Origin of the sequence: Rhizobium sp. Root149 (assembly GCF_001427345.1) — a bacterium.
Taxonomy (GTDB): Bacteria; Pseudomonadota; Alphaproteobacteria; order Rhizobiales; family Rhizobiaceae; genus Neorhizobium; species Neorhizobium rhizoryzae.
In genome coordinates, this window is sequence record NZ_LMGD01000020.1 from 361,429 (window position 1) to 380,941 (window position 19,513).

At 58.7% G+C, this 19,513-nt stretch carries 16 protein-coding genes; 14 read left to right on the forward strand and 2 right to left on the reverse strand.

All coding sequences use genetic code 11. The features are described 5' to 3' along the window. Positions 1-29: 29 nt before the first annotated feature. Entirely contained in the window at positions 30-2,330 is a 2,301-nt protein-coding gene (locus ASD54_RS13890) for an NADP-dependent malic enzyme (protein ID WP_062555190.1), read from the reverse strand. A 112-nt stretch (positions 2,331-2,442) separates the two neighbouring features. Between ASD54_RS13890 and mutS the strand changes: the two genes are divergently transcribed. The 4 genes from mutS to murJ all read left to right on the forward strand — a co-directional run bounded on the left by mutS (position 2,443) and on the right by murJ (position 10,862). After that, positions 2,443-5,169, forward strand: coding sequence for a DNA mismatch repair protein MutS (gene mutS / locus ASD54_RS13895; RefSeq protein WP_062555191.1), 2,727 nt, complete (start codon positions 2,443-2,445; stop codon positions 5,167-5,169). A gap of 74 nt (positions 5,170-5,243) precedes the next feature. Continuing rightward, positions 5,244-6,260, forward strand: a complete 1,017-nt coding sequence (locus tag ASD54_RS13900) for an AraC family transcriptional regulator (protein WP_082547210.1) — start codon at positions 5,244-5,246, stop codon at positions 6,258-6,260. Between the two features lie 169 nt (positions 6,261-6,429). After that, positions 6,430-9,270 carry a [protein-PII] uridylyltransferase gene (locus ASD54_RS13905; protein ID WP_062555193.1) on the forward strand — a complete coding sequence of 947 codons (2,841 nt, stop codon included), beginning with the start codon at positions 6,430-6,432 and terminating at the stop codon, positions 9,268-9,270. Continuing rightward, positions 9,267-10,862: a murein biosynthesis integral membrane protein MurJ gene (gene murJ / locus ASD54_RS13910; RefSeq protein WP_062555194.1), complete on the forward strand. Its 1,596-nt coding sequence runs from the start codon at positions 9,267-9,269 to the stop codon at positions 10,860-10,862. Before ASD54_RS13905 ends, murJ begins: the two co-directional genes overlap by 4 nt. On the opposite strand, the gene ASD54_RS13915 is transcribed toward murJ, so the two are convergent. Beyond that, a complete protein-coding gene (locus tag ASD54_RS13915; RefSeq protein WP_062555195.1) occupies positions 10,853-11,287 on the reverse strand; it encodes a DUF882 domain-containing protein in 435 nt (144 codons plus the stop codon). The two genes, murJ and ASD54_RS13915, sit on opposite strands and share 10 nt — an antisense overlap. A gap of 372 nt (positions 11,288-11,659) precedes the next feature. Here ASD54_RS13915 and trpS point away from each other — a divergent pair, with 372 nt between their 5' ends. The 10 genes from trpS (at position 11,660) to ybeY (ending at position 19,508) form a co-directional block, all read left to right on the forward strand. Beyond that, positions 11,660-12,724 (forward strand): tryptophan--tRNA ligase, encoded by a 1,065-nt coding sequence (trpS, locus tag ASD54_RS13920; protein WP_062555474.1) that lies wholly within the window; start codon positions 11,660-11,662, stop codon positions 12,722-12,724. 118 nt (positions 12,725-12,842) lie between these two features. Continuing rightward, complete coding sequence (locus tag ASD54_RS13925; protein ID WP_062555196.1) at positions 12,843-13,334, forward strand: universal stress protein; 492 nt, start codon at positions 12,843-12,845, stop codon at positions 13,332-13,334. Positions 13,335-13,446: 112 nt separating this feature from the next. Then, a complete protein-coding gene (locus ASD54_RS13930; RefSeq protein WP_062555197.1) occupies positions 13,447-14,013 on the forward strand; it encodes a NifU family protein in 567 nt (188 codons plus the stop codon). A gap of 6 nt (positions 14,014-14,019) precedes the next feature. Continuing rightward, positions 14,020-14,679, forward strand: coding sequence for a tRNA (adenosine(37)-N6)-threonylcarbamoyltransferase complex dimerization subunit type 1 TsaB (tsaB, locus tag ASD54_RS13935; protein ID WP_062555198.1), 660 nt, complete (start codon positions 14,020-14,022; stop codon positions 14,677-14,679). A gap of 9 nt (positions 14,680-14,688) precedes the next feature. Then, positions 14,689-15,183: an N-acetyltransferase gene (locus ASD54_RS13940; protein WP_062555199.1), complete on the forward strand. Its 495-nt coding sequence runs from the start codon at positions 14,689-14,691 to the stop codon at positions 15,181-15,183. A gap of 39 nt (positions 15,184-15,222) precedes the next feature. Then, positions 15,223-15,651, forward strand: a complete 429-nt coding sequence (locus ASD54_RS13945) for a Fur family transcriptional regulator (RefSeq protein WP_062555200.1) — start codon at positions 15,223-15,225, stop codon at positions 15,649-15,651. Continuing rightward, complete coding sequence (locus tag ASD54_RS13950; RefSeq protein ID WP_062555201.1) at positions 15,648-16,442, forward strand: 1-acyl-sn-glycerol-3-phosphate acyltransferase; 795 nt, start codon at positions 15,648-15,650, stop codon at positions 16,440-16,442. Before ASD54_RS13945 ends, ASD54_RS13950 begins: the two co-directional genes overlap by 4 nt. 44 nt (positions 16,443-16,486) lie before the next feature. Next, the gene (gene miaB / locus ASD54_RS13955; RefSeq protein WP_062555202.1) at positions 16,487-17,890 is read left to right on the forward strand and encodes a tRNA (N6-isopentenyl adenosine(37)-C2)-methylthiotransferase MiaB; all 1,404 of its coding nucleotides are present in this window, start codon (positions 16,487-16,489) and stop codon (positions 17,888-17,890) included. 35 nt (positions 17,891-17,925) lie between these two features. Beyond that, a complete protein-coding gene (locus ASD54_RS13960; RefSeq protein ID WP_062555203.1) occupies positions 17,926-18,984 on the forward strand; it encodes a PhoH family protein in 1,059 nt (352 codons plus the stop codon). A 14-nt stretch (positions 18,985-18,998) separates the two neighbouring features. Further along, complete coding sequence (gene ybeY, locus ASD54_RS13965) at positions 18,999-19,508, forward strand: rRNA maturation RNase YbeY (RefSeq protein WP_062555204.1); 510 nt, start codon at positions 18,999-19,001, stop codon at positions 19,506-19,508. Positions 19,509-19,513: the final 5 nt, after the last annotated feature.

Here is a 19,513-nt window from a genome sequence, read left to right on the forward strand (position 1 = left end):
GCGGGAGCAACTCCGCCGGGCTTATTCTATCAGCTTCCCGCGTTATAAGCCGCGATGGCTGCCATGTTGACGATGTCGGCATCCTTCGCCCCCATGGACGTAATCTGCACCGATTTATCGAGACCGACCAGCAACGGACCAATCAGCGTCGAGCCGCCCAGTTCCTCCAGCATGCGTGTGGATATGGATGCCGAATGAATGGCTGGCATGACCAGAACGTTAGCGGTGCCGGATAGCCGGTTGAACGGATATTGCTCCATGCGGGCCGCGTTCAGTGCAACATCCGCAGCCATCTCGCCATCATACTCGAAATTGACACGCCGCTGATCAAGGATCGCAACAGCTTCGCGCACACGCTCGGAGCGTTCTCCGCGTGGCTGTCCGAAGGTGGAATAGGCAAGCATGGCCACGCGTGGCTCGTAACCCATGCGCCGTGCCAGACGAGCGGCCTCGCAGGCAATATCCGCGAGATCCTGTGCGCTTGGCATGTCGTGAACAGCGGTGTCGGCCACGAACACTGTTCGTCCGCGCGAGACCACGATCGACACGCCAATCACCTTATGACCCGGCTTCGGATCGATGCAGCGCCGAACATCGGAAAGGGCCGTCGCGTAGTTTCGCGTCGTTCCCGTCACCATCGCATCCGCATCACCGAGCGCCACCATGCAGGCTGCGAAGTGGTTGCGGTCGTTGTGGATCAGGCGCTGAACATCACGCTGCAGATAGCCTTCGCGCTGAAGGCGGGCGTAGAGATAATCGATATAGGCTTCCACGCGGTTGGAGATACGAGCGTTGACGATTTCGATACCGGGGCGGTCAAGCTCAATGCCGGCCCGCTCCGCCGTCGACCGGATCACATCGTCGCGGCCCAGCAGAATTGCGGTGCCGAGGCCCTGATTGATGAAGGAGACGGCGGCACGCATGACCTGTTCTTCTTCCGCTTCCGCGAAGACAACCCGTTTGGGGCTGCGACGCACCTGCGCGTAGATGTTCTGGGTCGTCGCGGCAATCGGGTCGCGGCGGGCCGAAAGCTCGCGGCCATAGGCATCGAGATCCTCGATCACGCGCCGTGCGGCACCGCTCTCGATTGCTGCCTTGGCAACGGCCACCGGAATGGCCGAGATGAGGCGCGGATCGAAGGGAACCGGAATGATGTATTGCGGCCCGAAGCGCGGACGAATGCCCTGATAGGCGGCGGCAACGTCGTCCGGCACGTCTTCGCGGGCAAGGTTTGCAAGCGCTTCCGCCGCCGCGATCTTCATCGCATCATTGATCTGGCGGGCGCGAACATCCAGCGCACCGCGGAAGATGTAAGGGAAGCCGAGGACGTTGTTGACCTGGTTCGGATAATCGGAACGCCCCGTCGCCATAATGGCGTCGTCGCGAATACGCGCCACCTCTTCCGGCGTGATTTCCGGATCCGGGTTTGCCATGGCGAAAATGATGGGCCGCTCCGCCATGGAACGGATCATTTCTTCGGTGAAGGCACCCTTCTGGGACAGACCGAAGACGACGTCTGCGCCTTTCATGGCTTCTTCCAGCGTGCGCCGGTCGGTTTTCACCGCATGCGCACTCTTCCATTGGTTCATGCCCTCGGTGCGACCCTGATAGATCACCCCCTTGGTATCGCAGAGAATAATGTTCTCCGGATTAAAGCCCATGGATTTGATGAGTTCGATACAGGCGATTGCCGCTGCACCCGCGCCGTTGCAGACAAGCTTCGTGTTCTTCAGGTCGCGCCCTGTCAGTTCCAGCGCGTTGATCAGGCCAGCGGCGGCGATGATGGCCGTGCCGTGCTGATCGTCGTGGAAAACCGGAATATCCATGAGTTCGCGCAGTCGGCTCTCGATGATGAAGCATTCCGGCGCCTTGATATCCTCAAGATTGATGCCGCCGAACGAGGGGCCGAGATAGCGAACGCAGTTGATGAACTCATCGACATTTTCCGTGTCGACTTCCAGGTCGATGGAATCGACATCGGCGAAGCGCTTGAAGAGAACGGATTTGCCCTCCATCACCGGCTTCGAGGCCAATGCACCCAGATTGCCAAGGCCGAGGATTGCCGTGCCGTTGGAGATGACGGCCACCATGTTGCCGCGCGTGGTATAGTCGTAGGCCGCTGCCGGATCGGCAGCGATGGCCTTGACGGGAACCGCGACGCCCGGCGAGTAGGCCAGGGACAGATCCCGCTGCGTCGCCATCGGCTTTGTCGGAACGATCTCGAGCTTGCCAGGGCGCCCTTCCAAGTGAAAATCAAGCGCTTCCTTTTCGGTCACGCTCGGGCGAGAGCGTTTCCCACCATTCTTGGGATGATTTTCCTTGGGCGCCATGTTTCCTCCAGCATCCTGTGGGCATCCGTTCTGTTTCGGATGCGCGATATTGTGTTCCCGGGGTCATAATCGATAGAGTTACGGATTAGCCTGCGCAACAAAAAATGGCTGGATGATCTTGCTTAGCTTTACCTCAGACGTGTTGAACACAGCGGAACTGGCCTCGCCCGAGAGCCGTGCTTCGGCAACGCCGATGATGGAACAGTATATCGAGATCAAGGCGAACAACCCGGATTCGCTGCTGTTTTACCGCATGGGCGATTTCTACGAGCTGTTTTTCGAAGACGCGGTCGAGGCATCCCGCGCGCTTGGAATTACCCTGACGAAGCGCGGCCAGCATCTGGGGCAGGATATCCCAATGTGTGGCGTGCCCATCCATGCAGCAGACGATTACCTGCAGAAGCTGATCTCTCTTGGATTTCGTGTCGCTGTCTGCGAGCAGGTGGAAGACCCGGCAGAGGCAAAAAAGCGAGGCTCGAAGTCTGTCGTCAAGCGCGATGTCGTGCGTCTGGTCACTCCCGGTACTTTGACCGAGGACAAGCTGCTTTCGCCTTCTGAATCCAATTATCTGATGGCGCTCGCCCGCATCAAGGGTGGTTCTGAGCCGCAACTGGCGCTTGCCTGGATCGACATTTCCACCGGCGTCTTCCGGCTGGCGGAAACGACGCAACTCAGGCTTCTGGCAGACATTTTGCGCATTGAACCGCGCGAATTGATCGTTGCCGATAGCGTATTCCACGATGAGGAACTGAAGCCGACCTTCGACGTGTTGGGAAGGGTCGCCGTGCCTCAACCAGCTATTCTCTTCGATAGCGCCTCGGCGGAAGGGCGCATTACGCGCTATTTCGGTGTCGGCACGCTGGATGGTTTCGGCGCATTTTCGCGGGCTGAACTCGCTGCTGCTGCCGCCGCTGTGGCCTATGTGGAGAAAACGCAGATTGCGGAGCGTCCGCCGCTCAACCCGCCCGAGCGGGAAAGCGGCGCGTCCACGCTGTTCATCGATCCCGCCACGCGCGCCAATCTGGAGCTCACCCGCACCTTGGCGGGAGACCGCGACGGTTCGCTTCTGAAAGCCATAGACCGCACGGTAACCGGCGGCGGTGCACGGCTTCTGGCGGAGCGTTTGATGTCGCCGCTGACCGACCCGGACGAGATCAACCGGCGCCTCGATAGCGTTGCTTTTTTGATCGATGAGCCATCCCTCTGTGGCGATCTTCGCACCTCGCTCAAGCATGTTCCGGACATGCCCCGTGCTTTGTCCCGCCTTGCGCTGGATCGTGGCGGACCGCGAGATCTGGGTGCTATCCGGCAAGGGCTGGCAGCAGCCCGCCAAGTTGCGGATTTTCTCGGGCGAGCATTGTTGCCGGAGGAGCTGTCTGCTGCATTGAAGGATCTTTCAGCACTTCCTCGCTTCGTCGAGGACGAGATGGATCGTGTTCTTGGCGACGACCTGCCGCTTCTGAAGCGTGACGGTGGGTTTGTGCGCGACGGTGCGCATGGTGAGCTGGATGAGGTGAGGGCGCTGCGCGACCAGTCGCGTCGCGTCATTGCGGGGCTGCAACTGCATTACGCAGAAGAAACCGGCATCAAGTCGCTGAAGATCAAGCACAACAATGTGCTGGGCTATTTCATTGAAGTCACGGCGGGCAATGCTGGACCGATGACCGATACGCCGGAAGCCAAGGCTCGTTTCATTCATCGTCAGACCATGGCCAATGCCATGCGGTTTACCACGACGGAATTGGCCGATCTGGAAAGCCGCATCGCCAATGCGGCCGATCGGGCGCTGACCATAGAGCTGGAAGCCTTCGACCGCCTGACGAGTATGGTGCTTGCCCACGCCGAAGTCATCAAGGCAGGTGCCCGCGCACTCTCGGTGATCGATGTCGCGGCAGCTCTTGGGCTGTTGGCCGAGGAATGGAATTATTGCAGGCCGGAGGTCGATGCTTCCCGTCAGTTCTGCATCGAAGGCGGGCGTCATCCGGTTGTGGAACAGGCTTTGCGCCGTCAGTCGTCCGGATCGTTCATCGCCAATGATTGCAATCTTTCGCCGCAGAAGGCGGGCGGCTTCGGTGCGCTCTGGTTGCTCACCGGACCGAACATGGGCGGCAAATCGACCTTCCTGCGCCAGAACGCTGTCATCGCCATTCTCGCACAGATGGGTTCGTTCGTTCCCGCCACCAAGGCTCAGATCGGTGTCGTGGACAGGCTGTTCTCTCGCGTCGGCGCGTCTGACGATCTGGCTCGCGGACGCTCCACCTTCATGGTGGAAATGGTGGAAACGGCTGCCATCCTCAATCAGGCAACCGATCGTTCGCTGGTTATTCTCGATGAGATCGGGCGCGGCACGGCCACGTTCGATGGTCTCTCCATCGCCTGGGCAGCGGTGGAACATCTACATGAGGCAAACCGCTGCCGCGGCCTGTTTGCGACGCATTTCCATGAGTTGACGGTGCTCTCGGAAAAGCTGAACCGCCTGTCCAATGCCACCATGAAGGTGAAGGAGTGGGATGGCGATGTCATCTTCCTGCACGAGGTGGGCCCGGGGGCAGCTGATCGCTCCTACGGGATCCAGGTGGCGAAACTCGCAGGCTTGCCGGATGCCGTGGTTGCCCGTGCCCGAGATGTCTTGAACAAGCTTGAGGATGCCGATCGCAAGAACCCGGCAAGCCAGTTGATCGATGATCTGCCGCTGTTTCAGGTGGCGGTGCGCAAGGAGCAGGAAAAGCGCGGTCCCTCAAAGGTGGAAGAAGCGTTGAAGGCCATCAACCCGGATGAGATGACACCGCGCGAGGCGCTGGATGCGCTTTATGCGCTGCGAAAACAGCTGGGAGCATGAAGCAGGTGCCGTGACGGCGGTTCGCAATTCATGATAAGGCCACCCCGGTTCAAAGAGATTGCCGAGGCGTTGCCGTGCTTTCCATTCCACTGCCATTCATCGTTGGATTGGTCTTTGCGCTCACGCTCTATCGAAATCTGAAAGGCGTCGAGACACCGGGTTCAAAGCGATACTTCACGGTCTTCCTGATCGCCTACGCCTTGCAAGGCATCATTATCGGCCTTCGTTTTGGTTACGGAGTAGGGTGGCTGCATCTGGTTCAGCCAGCCACCGCGGCTGCGATGCCGCCTCTTGCCTACCTTGCATTTCGTTCGCTGGCGGCGATCCGCTCGGAAAAACCGTGGCTGCACGTTCTGCCCTTTCTCGCCGTCGCAATGGCGGTCGCCTTTTTCCCGTTCCTGACCGACCTGCTGCTGATGACGACATTCATCGCCTACGGCGTCCTGCTTTATCGCTTCACCTATGATCATCCGGATGCGGTCGCGGAAACGCCTTTGCCTCGAATGCTACCAGCGCTCCGCGCTGCGCGGCTCTGTGCTGTGCTGCTGCTATTCTTTGGCCTGACGGATGCAGGTCTTGCGGCCTTCACCTTTGTTTACGGAAACGAAGCGGTGCCTGCCGTTGTAACGGCCATGAACATTGCCGTGCTGGTTACGGTCGCCATTTACGGTCTTGCGCCCCAGATCTTTGGACGTGAACCGCCCGCAGCGGAACCCGAACAGACGGTGCCTTCCGCTGAAGATCAGGCTCTTCTGATCCGTATCCAGGAGGCGCTGGATACCAAGGATCTCTACCGGCAGGAGGACTTAAGTCTTGCCAAGCTGGCGCGCCGAGTGGGAGCACCTGCAAGGGATGTCTCTGCAGCAATCAATCGTGCAACGGGTCTCAACGTATCGCAATTCGTCAACAATCGCCGGATACGCGAAGTGTGCCGTTTGCTGGAAGAGACGGATCAGCCCTTGACGACGATCATGCTCGATGCCGGTTTCGCGACGAAGTCCAACTTCAATCGCGAGTTTCGTCGGGTAACGGGAATGAGCCCCAGCGAGTGGCGCTCGAAGCTTCGTGCTTCGTTAATCAGTAAGACATGAGAAACCAAGGATTGGAAAATCGGTCCGGATATGAAATCTATCCGCAGGACTGAAACGCTCTGGCAACACTGCGGCACCACTGTGCCGCAATGAGGCGTTACGTCTCAATGCGGTATCGACACGATGCGATTGAGGCTGTAGCGCAGGGTGCGGCACCCGGCGGGATAACATGGCAAGACACGAGATAGAATTTTCCGGACTTCTGGATGTGGCTCAACTGAGAAAGGACTGCGAGGCGGTTCTGGAACGAGGGGCCGACAAGATCCTGGAAATGCGAGCAGCCTTGCTGCCCATTTTTCGCAAGGCGAGCAATGAAAGCCGTGACCGGGCCAGAGAGCTTCTGGCTGAGGATGGCAGCGGCCTGAATTGCGCGGAGCGTATTTCCTACGTTCAGGATCAGTTGATCACCATTATCTTCGAAACGGTAACCGCCAAGCTTTACCCAACAGCTGCGGCACAGGTTTCAGTGACTGCCGTTGGGGGCTATGGCCGCGGCACGCTGGCGCCAGGGTCTGACATCGATCTGCTCTTTCTGTTGCCCGCCAAGAACACAGACGAAATGCGAAAGGCGATCGAGTTTCTTCTCTACGTTCTGTGGGATCTCGGTTTCAAGGTAGGCCACGCCACCCGCACCGTCGATGAATGCATCGCACTGTCCAAGCAGGACATGACGATCCGCACCGCAGTGCTGGAGATGCGGTTCATCTGCGGTCGCAAGCTTCTGTCGGATGAACTGCAGCACCGCTTCGATAGCGAAATCGTCAGTCACGGCGCAGAAGACTTCATCGCGGCAAAGCTTGGCGAGCGCGACCAGCGGCACCAGAAGGCTGGTGATACGCGCTATCTGGTCGAACCCAACGTCAAGGAAGGCAAGGGCGGACTTCGCGATATCCAGACCCTCTTCTGGATTACCAAGTATCATTACCGTGTTCGGGATACCGCCCAGCTTGTGAAGCTCGGTGTCCTGTCTCGCCGTGAATGGCGTCTCTTCCAGAAGGCGGAAGATTTTCTCTGGGCCGTACGCTGCCAGATGCATTTCGTAACGGGAAAGGCGGAGGAGCGGCTTTCCTTCGATATCCAGCGCGAGATCGCCGCTAATCTGGGCTATAACAATAGACCAAACCTCTCTGCCGTCGAACGCTTCATGAAGCACTACTTCCTTGTCACCAAGGATGTGGGGGATCTGACGCGCATCCTCTGTGCCGCACTTGAGGAGGAGCAGGCAAAACCTGCTCCCGGCATTACGGGCGTGATCGGGCGTTTCCGCCGTCGCGTGCGCAGGCTCCCCGGAAGCTCGGAGTTCGTTGAAGATCGTGGACGCATCGCCCTGGCAGATCCCGAGGTCTTCAAGCGGGATCCGGTCAGCATCATCCGTCTGTTTCATGTGGCCGATCTCCATGGCCTTGAATATCATCCGGACGCGCTTCAGGCGATTACACGCAGCCTGCATCTCATAGACGACAAATTGCGTGAGGATGCCGAAGCCAACCGGCTGTTCCTCTCGATCCTCACATCACGGCTTGAACCGGCCTTGACGCTCAGGCGAATGAACGAAGCTGGTGTTCTGGGGCGCTTCATCCCGGAATTCGGCAAGATCGTCGCGATGATGCAGTTCAGCATGTATCACCACTACACGGTGGACGAGCACCTGATCCGCGCTGTCGAAGCCCTTTCCGATATCGACAAGGGTCGCTTTGCGGATGAGCACCCGCTCGCCAACAAGCTGATGCCCTCGATCGAGGAACGCGAAGCGCTTTATGTGGCCGTGCTTCTGCATGACATCGCCAAGGGGCGGCAGGAAGATCATTCGATTGCCGGTGCACGCGTTGCCCGCAAACTGGGTCCACGTTTTGGCTTGAAGCCGAAGCAGGTCGAACTGGTTGCCTGGCTCATCGACCAGCATCTTCTGATGTCCATGGTAGCCCAGACCCGCGACCTCCATGATCGCAAGACCGTGACGGACTTTGCCGACAAGGTGCAATCGCTTGACCGGCTGAAGGCGCTGCTGGTCCTGACGATCTGTGACATCCGCGCGGTCGGTCCGGGTGTGTGGAACGGCTGGAAAGGCCAGTTGCTGCGCACGCTGTATTACGAAACGGAGCTCCTTCTGTCTGGCGGCTTCTCCGAGGTTTCCCGCAAGGAGCGCGCCAAGGCTGCCGAGGAAGCGCTGGCCAATGCACTGGATTCCTGGAGCCAGAAAGACCGCAAGACCTATTCCAAGCTCCATTACCAGCCCTACCTCCTGTCTGTTGCACTCGAAGACCAGTTGCGGCATGCGCAGTTCATCCGCGATGCGGACAAGGGCGGGCAGGCGCTGGCAACCATGGTGCGCACCGATAGCTTCCGGGCCATCACGGAAATCACGGTCCTGGCGCCTGACCATCCACGCCTCTTGTCGATCATCGCAGGCGCCTGCGCCGCGGCGGGGTCCAACATTGCGGATGCGCAGATCTACACGACAACCGATGGCCGCGCCCTGGATACCATTCTCATCAACCGCGAATTCCCGGATGATGAGGACGAACTTCGCCGCGCCAAGACCGTCTGCCGGATGATCGAGGACGTTTTGTCCGGCAAGAAGCGCCTGCCGGAAGTTATTGCAACACGGGCCAAGGCCAAGAAGAAGAACAAGACCTTCACGGTTCACCCCTCGGTGACAATTTCCAACACCCTGTCGAACAAGTTTACGGTGATCGAGGTGGAAGGGCTGGATCGCACGGGTCTCCTTGCCGATATCACCGTCGTGCTTGCGGATCTTTCGCTTGACATCCATTCGGCGCGCATCACCACGTTCGGCGAGAAGGTCATCGATACCTTCTATGTAACCGATCTCGTTGGGTCGAAAATCACCAATGAAAATCGGCAGGGCACCATCGTCCAGCGCCTGAAGACGGTTCTGAGCGAGCAGGAAGACGAGCTTCGCCGCGGAATGCCCTCCGGCATCATTGCACCGGATCCGGTCGCGGTGCGTGCAGGCAACCCGCCGCGCAAGACGCGGGCAGACGCATGAGCCTCGTCAAGAAGTTCGCGACGGTTGGCGGCGCAACGCTCGGCAGCCGCCTGTTCGGCTTTGCGCGTGAGACGCTGATGGCTGCGGCCCTCGGCACGGGCCCGATGGCGGACATCTTCTATGCGGCCTTCCGTTTTCCGAACCTGTTCCGTCGTCTGTTCGCGGAAGGCGCATTCAACGCCGCCTTCGTGCCGCTGTTCTCCAAGGAGATCGAGGCAAATGGCGTCGAGGGTGCCAAGCGCTTTTCGGAAGAAGTCTTCGGGGTTCTCTTCACGGCACTTCTCGTCATCACCATTGGCATGCAGCTTTCCATGCCGCTGCTGGTGCGCTGGATCATAGCACCCGGTTTTGCCGATGATCCCGAGAAGACGGCGATCACGGTGCGCATGGCGATCGTCATGTTCCCCTATCTCATGTGCATGTCGCTGACGGCCATGATGAGCGGCATGCTGAATTCGCTGCATCATTTCTTCGCGGCAGCCATTGCGCCGGTCTTCCTGAACGTCATCATGATCAGCGCGCTCTTGTATGCGCTGTGGACCGGTGCCGATCCGCTGACGACAGGCTGGTACCTGTCCTGGAGCGTTCTCGCGGCGGGGATCGTCCAGCTTGCCATAGTCTATTTCGGCGTGCGCCATGCGGGCATCCGCATCGGTTTCCGCCGACCGAAAATGACGCCGAACGTCAAGCGCTTGCTGGTCCTGGCCGTCCCGGCGGCGGTGACAGGCGGCATTACCCAGATCAACCAGATCATCGGGCAGGCCATTGCGTCCGGCAAGGAAGGCGCTATCGCGGCGCTCCAATATGCCGACCGCATCTACCAGCTGCCGCTGGGTGTAGTGGGCGTGGCTGTCGGTGTCGTGCTTCTGCCGGAACTCGCGCGTGCCCTGAAGGGTGGGCACATGAAGGAGGCATCGAACATCCAGAACCGCTCTCTGGAATTCGTGCTGTTTCTGACGCTCCCCGCCGCTGCAGGTATCTGGATCCTGTCCGAAGCCATCATTCGCGTTCTCTATGAACGTGGGGCCTTCAGCGCTGACAATACCGCTGTCGTTGCGTCTATCCTCGCCATTTACGGTGTTGGCCTGCCGGGCTTTGTGATGATCAAGGCGCTGCAGCCAGGCTTTTACGCACGCGAAGATACCAAGACGCCGATGCGTTTCACCATCGTCTCGGTCGTGGTCAACTCCGCGCTCGCCATAAGCCTGTTTCCGTTGATCGCGGAAAGGGGCATTGCGACGGCGGAAGCTGCTGCTGGCTGGATCAACACCTGCCTCTTGTTCTTCACGCTATGGAAACGTGGCGACCTGACCTGGGAATGGTCGTTTGCGCGACGAGTGCTGATGTTACTGATTGCGACCGCGTTCATGAGCGCGGGATTGATCTATGCCATGCCCTATGCTGCGCCTTGGCTGACACCGGGAAGCGGACTTCTGCATCAGCTCGGCGCACTGTTCGGTCTGATTGGATTGGCGATGGTGACCTATTTCGGCATCGCCTTCCTGATCGGCGGCGCTGATCTCGGCATGATCCGGCGAAATCTGAAGCGTGGAAAGCGGGCGCCTGCTCCCACAGCAGACGATCAGCAATAGACCCAGCGACGCTTCGGCCCGACATCGACGTGGATGATGCCATTGCAATAGCGCCCGATGCCGCCAATTCCGGGCGCAGTGCTGGCCGCAGCCACCACTTTGCGATCAGACACACCCGGAACCCGGATGTCGGCGGCGAGGCAATGGCTGTGCTGTGAGGCCCCGGCGCGGGGACGATGGCCTGACGTGACGACGGGTTTACGACCCGTCTGTTGCGCAATATGAGCGAGGATCGCCTCCAGCTTTTCGGGAAAACAGGCGGTGCGTACGCTGACACGCTGGACTGTATAGGCTGCACTATAATCGTGCTTGAACAAATTGGCGCGGCGCTTCTTGACACCATTGCTCTCTGTGGAGGCCTCTCCGGCAATGGCGGATGTAGCCGCGATGGCGAGGCTAAGCCCGACACATAGAAGTAAACGCATTTGAACTCCGTAACTGTGCGGCCCTCGGACAGCCGCAAAAGAATGTGCGGAGCATTTCGTTTCTCAAAGTGACGTCAATAAGGACAAATTTGCTCAAATTAGAGAAGTCGCTGCCTTAATTGCTAAGATCCATTAACCATTGCGGAATTTATGACGTGCAAAGTAGTTCGACTGTGGACCGCCTGTGGAAATGCGTTTTGAAGGATCTGATCCAGCACGCATCGTGATGCCCTCTTGATCGGTTGCGAGCGTCGTGCTTCAAGCGCGGCTTGAAAACCCTGGCCGTCAGGGGCGGGACGCGGAAAGACTTCACCCTTTCCGATGCCTCGTTTCCGAAAGCCTGTGGCCCTCCACCAGCCTATCGAGGACGATATGAACAGCTTCAAGCCGCTTGTCTTTTCCGGCGTACAACCGACCGGAAACCTGCATCTCGGGAATTATCTTGGCGCCATCCGCAAATTCGTGGCGCTTCAGGAGAACAACGACTGCATCTATTGCGTCGTTGACCTCCACGCGATCACGGCGCAACTCGTGCATGAGGATCTGAAAGGACAGATCCGCTCGATTGCTGCCGCCTTCATCGCGTCCGGTATCGATCCGGTCAAGCATATCGTCTTCAATCAGTCGGCTGTGCCGCAGCATGCGGAACTGGCCTGGATCTTCAACTGCGTTGCGCGCATCGGCTGGATGAACCGCATGACGCAGTTCAAGGACAAGGCCGGCAAGGATCGTGAAAACGCATCCCTCGGCCTTCTCGCTTATCCGAGCCTGATGGCTGCCGATATTCTTGTCTATCGCGCGACCCATGTGCCGGTCGGAGACGACCAGAAGCAGCATCTGGAACTGGCGCGTGATATTGCGCAGAAGTTCAACATCGATTTCCAGGAGCGCATCCGCACCACAGGTCAGGGCGTGGACATGGTGGTCGGCGAAGAGCCGATCCATGGCTATTTCCCGCTGGTCGAGCCTTTGATCGATGGTCCGGCACCCCGCGTCATGAGCTTGCGCGATGGCACCAAGAAGATGTCCAAGTCCGACCCATCCGATCTGTCTCGCATCAACTTGATGGATGATGCTGACGAAATTCTCAAGAAGATCCGCAAGGCAAAGACAGATCCCGACGGTCTGCCGTCGGAAGTCGAAGGGCTGGCCGGGCGTCCGGAAGCGGACAATCTGATCGGTATCTATGCCGCTCTTGCCGATAGGACGAAGGCCGATGTTCTGAAGGAATTCGGCGGTCAGCAATTCTCCGTTTTCAAACCCGCGCTGGCCGATCTGGCCGTTCAGGTTCTGGCACCGATCAGCGCCGAAATGCGCCGTCTGCTCGGGGATACCTCGCATATCGACGCAATCCTGAAGGATGGCGGTGAGCGCGCCCGCGCCCGAGCCGAAGCGGTGATGAACGACGTTTATGACATCGTCGGCTTCCTGCGCTGATAGAAACGATCAGTTTCATGTGAGCCCGCTGGTGTCATGACCGGCGGGTTTTCATTTGGCAGTTTTCGTATAGATTCCGCAATCTCGATAGGATTGGTCGAGGTGACGGAGGGGAAGCATGGTTTCAAAGCGACTGTCACGGCTGGAGGGGCACCGGCGCAAGTTCATGGCCGTGATCGACGGTACGCCGGAATGCGAGCGCGCCGTGCACTATGCAGGCCGCCGCGCCCAGAATACCAATGGCTCTCTGGTCATGCTCTATGTGATCCCCGAGGGGGATTTTCAGCAATGGCTGGGTGTTGAGCAGATCATGCGTGCGGAGGCGCGTGAGGAGGCCGAGGCAGTCATGGCAAAGGTGGCGCAGAAAGTGCGCGAGACCATTGGCATCGATCCGGAAATCGTGATTCGCGAAGGAAATGCTGCTGAAGAGATCAATGCCGCGATCGAAGAAGACCGGGACATTGCCATTCTGGTTCTGGCTGCCGGTTCCGCAAAGGAAGGGCCGGGCCCACTGGTCGCCTCGCTTGCCGGCCGCACCGCCGCTTTTCCCATTCCGGTCACCGTTCTGCCGGATACACTCAGCGACGACGAAATCGACGCACTCTGCTGATCGCTCTTGACCCTCGTTGAGCAAAGGCGCACTTGAACATAAAGCTGAATGCGACTATCTTCTTTTGAAGAATTCTAAACTGGCGCTGCGAGAGCCGCCAAGGAGATGCGACATGTTCATCCAGACCGAAGCCACCCCGAACCCTGCAACGCTAAAGTTTCTGCCGGGCAAGGTCGTGATGGAAAAGGGCACCGCCGATTTCCGCTCGTCCGATGAAGCCCAGGCGTCACCGCTTGCAGCACGTCTGTTCAATATTCCGGGCGTCACAGGCGTCTATTTCGGCTACGATTTCGTGACCGTCACGAAGGAAGCGCAGGAGTGGCAGCATCTGAAGCCAGCAATCCTCGGCTCCATCATGGAACACTTCATGTCCGGTCAGCCGGTTATGGGTGGTTCTGCAAGCTTTGCGGAAGCAACCGATGAGGAAGGCGAGTTCTTCGATGCGGGCGATGAAACCATTGTCGCGACCATCAAGGAATTGCTCGAAACGCGTGTCCGTCCGGCTGTTGCTCAGGATGGTGGCGACATCACGTTCAAGGGCTTCCGCGAAGGAACAGTCTACCTGAACATGAAGGGCGCTTGCTCGGGTTGCCCGTCCTCGACGGCAACGCTGAAGCACGGTGTACAGAACCTGCTGCGCCATTTCGTGCCTGAAGTACAAGCAGTCGAAGCGCTCTGATCCTCCATGAAGGTTCTGGCAATCGATACGGCGGGGGTGGATTGCTCCGCCGCGGTTCTTGACGCCGCGTCCGGCCAGATGTTGTCGGTCGTAAGCGAGCGGATCGGCAAAGGGCATGCAGAACGGCTGATGGCCATGGTTGAAGAAGCTGTGGGCACTGCCGGTATTTCGCTGGGTAGCATCGAGCGGATCGGCGTAACGATTGGCCCAGGCTCCTTCACCGGAATTCGTGTCGGTGTTGCCGCTGCCCGGGGTTTCGGTCTGGCTCTTGGCGTCGATACGGTCGGCGTGTCGACGCTGCACACGCTCGCGCGAATGCATCTCAATGCAGATTCATCACTTCCCGTCATAGCCGCCATGGATGCCAAACGCGACGAGATCTATGCACAGGTCTTTGCGGTGGATGGAAAGCCGCTTAATCCACCGCAAAGCATTGATGTTGAGCAACTCCGACTTTGGGTTGCACATTTCGGAGCTAAAGTGACCGGCACCGCTTGCGCCTTGCTCGACGATGCGGACAAGACAGTCGAACCCGATCGGTTCGACATCGCCGTGGTCGCCCGGCTTGCTGCCTTGGCGGACGTGACTGTGGATTTGCCAAAACCTCTTTACCTGCGCGGGCCGGATGCTAAACCGCAGGATGGTTTTGCCCTACTTCGTGCCTGACGAGACTTCATGTTTGAGGACTACCTGACCTGGAAGCCGTTTTTCGACATCGTACCGATGCGCGATGCGGACGCGGCTGCCGTTTCGGAGATGCACGGGCAGCGCTTTGCTCGCCAGTGGAGTGAGCAGGAGGTTTTGAACCTTCTCGAACAGTCGGGTGTCTTCGGCTTTTGCGCCATTCAAACGAATGCTTTCTTCAGCAGGCCGTTGGGTGGCTTCGTGCTTGCCCGTGAGGCGGGCGGCGAATCGGAAATTCTCACGATTGCTGTTGGCGAAAAAGTCGGTCGCTCCGGGCTCGGCTGGCGGCTGATGCAGGCAGCGCTTCGCGATGCGGTGGAGCGCGGCGCCGAAGAGATGTTCCTGGAAGTCGAGGAGACCAACGACCCGGCTGTCGGGCTTTATCGCAGGCTTGGCTTCAAGCAGGTTGCCCGCAGACCTGCCTATTATGCGAGCGCCGATGGAACGCGTTCCGCGGCGCTTGTCATGAAGCGTGATCTTCGCTAGTCCCTTGGCGATGACGGGAACGCGCAAGGCCGTGACACGATGACCGATTTGACCAAATCGCTGGAAGAGCTTTGTGCTCAAAAGGGCATGCGCATGACCGAGCAGCGCCGGGTGATTGCGCGGACCCTGCAGGAATCCGATGATCATCCGGACGTCGAGGAACTGTATCGGCGCTCCAGCAAGATCGATCCGCGCATTTCGATTTCGACTGTCTATCGCACGGTCAAGCTGTTCGAGGATGCCGGGATCATCGAAAAGCATGATTTTCGCGATGGCCGCTCGCGTTACGAAACGGTGCCGGAAGAACATCATGATCATATGATCGATGTGAAAACCGGCACGGTGATCGAGTTTCATTCCGCCGAAATCGAGGCGCTGCAGGAGCGCATTGCACGCGAGCATGGCTTCCGGCTCGTGGGCCATCGTCTGGAGCTTTATGGTATCCCGCTCGACAAGGACGACACGTGATCGCCTGGTTGCGAATCGTCGCGATTGTTTTCATCCTCGCAGTCGTCACACTCTGTCTGCTGCCCGTGCAACTGTTGGGGCTGAAGTTCGACTGGCGGTTGCGACGAACCTTGCCACGTTTGTGGCATCGGGTGGCCTGTCGGCTGCTGGGTCTCCATGTTCGCACTCACGGGAAACTGGAAGCTCGTCGCCCGCTGATGATTGCCGCAAACCATGCCTCATGGAAAGATATCCTCGTCCTCGGCTCCGTCGCAGACGTGGTCTACGTCGCCAAGGCGGAAGTCGCCAACTGGCCGGTCTTCGGCGTTCTGGCCAAGCTTCAGAAGACGATCTTCGTCGAGCGCGAACAGAAGCGCAAAGCCGGAGACCAAGTGAACGAGATTGCATCGCGGCTTGGCGGTGGCGAGATCGTCGTTCTCTTCCCTGAGGGGACGACATCGGATGGCAACCGTCTGCTTGATGTGAAGTCATCGCTTTTCGGCGCCGCCAGCGCCGCCGTGGCCTCCTCACCAGAGGGTGTGGTCTATGTGCAGCCGGTTTCCATTGCCTATACGGGCATCTACGGAATGCCGATGGGGCGATATCATCGACCAATCGCAGCCTGGCCCGGTGATATAGAGCTTACGCCCCACCTGATGGGCGTTCTGAAGGCCGAAGCGCTGGAAGTCGACGTGGATTTTGGTGAGGCTGTCGAGTTTCGCGCAGACACGAACCGCAAGGTTGCCGGCGCATCGGTGGTCTCGCGCCTGCGCACCATGCTCAATCAGCGCCTTTACCCGCGTTCTGGCTGAAAGAACCCTTCATTTCCGGGCGATCTTGCAGTAAAGAACCCGCCATGACCGACCAGACAGCTCTCATCCCGAACCCGGTGGCTCAGGCCGCTGACCGCACCAATGCACGTAAGGTGTTCATCAAGACCTACGGGTGTCAGATGAATGTCTACGATTCCGTGCGTATGGGCGACGCGCTTGCCAGCGAAGGCTATGTCACGACCGATACGGCTGAGGACGCTGACCTCGTACTGTTGAACACCTGTCATATCCGCGAAAAAGCGGCCGATAAGGTCTATTCCGCTCTGGGCCGTTTGCGCGATATGAAGAAAGAGCGCAATGCCGAGGGCAGGGAGTTGATGATTGGCGTCACGGGCTGCGTTGCGCAGGCGGAAGGCGAGGAAATTCTGCGCCGCTCCTCCGCTGTCGATGTCGTCATCGGTCCGCAGACCTATCACCGCCTGCCGCAAGCTCTGAAACGCGCGCGTCAGGGCGAACGTGTTGTCGATACAGACTACGCGGTCGAAGACAAGTTCGAACACCTGCCGGTGCCGGACAAAAAGGTGATCCGCTCGCGCGGTGTAACCTCCTTCCTGACGGTGCAGGAAGGATGCGACAAGTTCTGCACCTTCTGCGTCGTTCCCTACACCCGCGGTTCCGAGGTGTCCCGTCCACTGGCGCAGATACTCGATGAGGCAAACAAGCTCGTCGATGCGGGGGTCCGTGAGATCACGCTGCTGGGGCAGAACGTCAATGCGTGGCACGGAACCGGACTGGACGGTTCAAGCTGGGGGCTTGGCGATCTTCTCTATCGACTGGCAGAAATTCCGGGCCTTGCGCGACTTCGCTACACGACAAGCCATCCCCGTGACATGGATGATCGGCTGATCGAGGCGCATCGCGACCTGCGTGCCCTCATGCCCTATCTCCATCTTCCGGTTCAGGCGGGATCTGATCGGGTCCTCAAGGCAATGAATCGGCGTCATACGGCGGAAGAGTATGTTCGCCTGATTGAACGCATTCGCGCGGCACGCCCGGATATCGCTCTCTCCGGCGACTTCATCGTTGGCTTCCCCGGCGAGACGGATGCCGAATTCGAGGATACGCTGAAGCTGGTGGAAACAGTTCGTTATGCGCAATCCTTCTCGTTCAAATATTCGACACGACCGGGAACGCCGGGCGCGGAGCTTGGTTCTCAGGTAGCGGAAGAGGTCAAGGCGGAGCGCCTGGAAAGGCTGCAGGCATTGCTCTTGAAGCAGCAGCATGAATTCGCCGAATCATGCGTCGGCAAAGTCATCGATATCCTGCTTGAAAAGCCGGGTCGGATGCCTGAGCAGCTGATTGGTCGTTCCCCGTGGCTGCAATCTGTGAATGTTGATGCAAAATCATCGCAAATCGGTGACATTATTTCTGTACGAATCGTCGGCACCGGACCAAACAGCTTGTTTGCGGAGCGGATTGAGCGTTAAACTCTGACTATCGATCCTGTTGGGAGCATGCCTACTTGAACGGACGTGAACTGGTACAATCCTCATCATCGCGCAACACCCGCACCGCTGCGATAGACGCCAATCACTTCGTTTTGACGTTTGAGAATAACAGGCTGGCAAGCGAACTGTTCGGCCAGTTCGATCAGCATCTGAAGCTTCTCGAAGAACGTCTTCATATCGATGCCCGCGCCCGTGGCAATTCCGTCAGCATTACCGGTGAGCTTCAGGCGACCAATCAGGCGCGCCGCGCTCTCGATTTCCTGTATGAGCGTCTTCAAAAGGGCGGCTCCGTAGAAGTCTCGGACGTGGAAGGAGCCATTCGCATGGCAGTGGCAGCCGATGACCAGTTGACGCTCCCGACGCTCGAGCGGAAGGCGAAGCTTTCCATGGCGCAGATCTCCACGCGCAAGAAAACGATTTCGGCGCGCACTCCGACCCAGGACGCCTATATGCGCGCACTGGAACGCTCCGAACTCGTCTTCGGCGTCGGTCCGGCTGGCACTGGCAAAACCTATCTCGCTGTTGCACATGCCGCCCAACTTCTGGAACGCGGCGCAGTTGACAAGATCATCCTGTCGCGTCCGGCCGTGGAAGCGGGCGAACGCCTGGGCTTTTTGCCCGGTGATATGAAAGAGAAGGTCGATCCTTATCTTCGCCCGCTCTATGACGCGCTCTATGACATGATGCCCGGAGACAAGGTGGAGCGCGCCATTACTGCCGGCGTTATCGAGATCGCGCCGCTGGCCTTTATGCGCGGACGCACCCTTGCCAATGCGGCAGTCATTCTTGACGAAGCGCAGAACACGACATCCATGCAGATGAAGATGTTTCTGACCCGTCTTGGCGAAAATTCCCGCATGATCATCACCGGCGACCCGAGCCAGGTGGATCTGCCGCGCGGCGTGAAATCCGGCCTTGTGGAAGCATTGCAGATCCTGAAGGGCGTCGAGGGTATCTCCGTGATCCGCTTCAAGGATACCGATGTTGTCCGCCACCCATTGGTTGGCCGGATCGTTCAGGCCTATGATGCGCAATATGCCGTGCATGAGGAAAGCGAGGCTGCGGATTCGTAAGAATCCCATTTTCTATGCCTGAACTTGATATACAGATCAGCGTCGAAGACGAGCGCTGGGGTGACGAAGACGACTTGCTGGTAACGGCAGACAAGGTGCTGGCATTGGCTGCCGTGTATCTTGCAAGCCACGAAAAGCAGCCCTTTCCTCCTCACCCCGTGGAGCTTTCACTTGTCTTCACGGACGACGAAGCGATCCGCCAAATCAACGCCGAATGGCGGGGTAAGGACAAGCCGACCAATGTGCTCTCCTTTCCTGCATTCCCCATCACGCCGGGCAAGAAACCAGGTCCGATGCTGGGCGATATCGTTATCGCCCGAGAGACCGTCGAGCGGGAAGCGCTTGACCTCGAGAAGCCTTTCGAGGACCATTTGACCCATCTGATGGTGCATGGATTTTTGCATCTGTTCGGCTACGACCATCTGAATGATGACGAAGCGGAACAAATGGAAGCGCTGGAGACTCGCATTTTGGCGGAGCTCGGCCTATCTGATCCCTATGCGGGACAGGACCCGATAGTGTAAACTTG

What these genes read in the sequence shown, in the direction of transcription:
- ASD54_RS13915 (WP_062555195.1), bottom strand. Translation starts at nt 11,287, where the DNA reads ATGCGTTTACTTCTATGTGTCGGGCTTAGCCTCGCCATCGCGGCTACA.
- ASD54_RS13890 (WP_062555190.1), bottom strand. Translation starts at nt 2,330, where the DNA reads ATGGCGCCCAAGGAAAATCATCCCAAGAATGGTGGGAAACGCTCTCGC.
- trpS (WP_062555474.1), top strand. Translation starts at nt 11,660, where the DNA reads ATGAACAGCTTCAAGCCGCTTGTCTTTTCCGGCGTACAACCGACCGGA.
- murJ (WP_062555194.1), top strand. Translation starts at nt 9,267, where the DNA reads ATGAGCCTCGTCAAGAAGTTCGCGACGGTTGGCGGCGCAACGCTCGGC.
- mutS (WP_062555191.1), top strand. Translation starts at nt 2,443, where the DNA reads ATGATCTTGCTTAGCTTTACCTCAGACGTGTTGAACACAGCGGAACTG.
- ASD54_RS13930 (WP_062555197.1), top strand. Translation starts at nt 13,447, where the DNA reads ATGTTCATCCAGACCGAAGCCACCCCGAACCCTGCAACGCTAAAGTTT.
- miaB (WP_062555202.1), top strand. Translation starts at nt 16,487, where the DNA reads ATGACCGACCAGACAGCTCTCATCCCGAACCCGGTGGCTCAGGCCGCT.
- ybeY (WP_062555204.1), top strand. Translation starts at nt 18,999, where the DNA reads ATGCCTGAACTTGATATACAGATCAGCGTCGAAGACGAGCGCTGGGGT.
- ASD54_RS13940 (WP_062555199.1), top strand. Translation starts at nt 14,689, where the DNA reads ATGTTTGAGGACTACCTGACCTGGAAGCCGTTTTTCGACATCGTACCG.
- ASD54_RS13925 (WP_062555196.1), top strand. Translation starts at nt 12,843, where the DNA reads ATGGTTTCAAAGCGACTGTCACGGCTGGAGGGGCACCGGCGCAAGTTC.
- ASD54_RS13945 (WP_062555200.1), top strand. Translation starts at nt 15,223, where the DNA reads ATGACCGATTTGACCAAATCGCTGGAAGAGCTTTGTGCTCAAAAGGGC.
- tsaB (WP_062555198.1), top strand. Translation starts at nt 14,020, where the DNA reads ATGAAGGTTCTGGCAATCGATACGGCGGGGGTGGATTGCTCCGCCGCG.
- ASD54_RS13905 (WP_062555193.1), top strand. Translation starts at nt 6,430, where the DNA reads ATGGCAAGACACGAGATAGAATTTTCCGGACTTCTGGATGTGGCTCAA.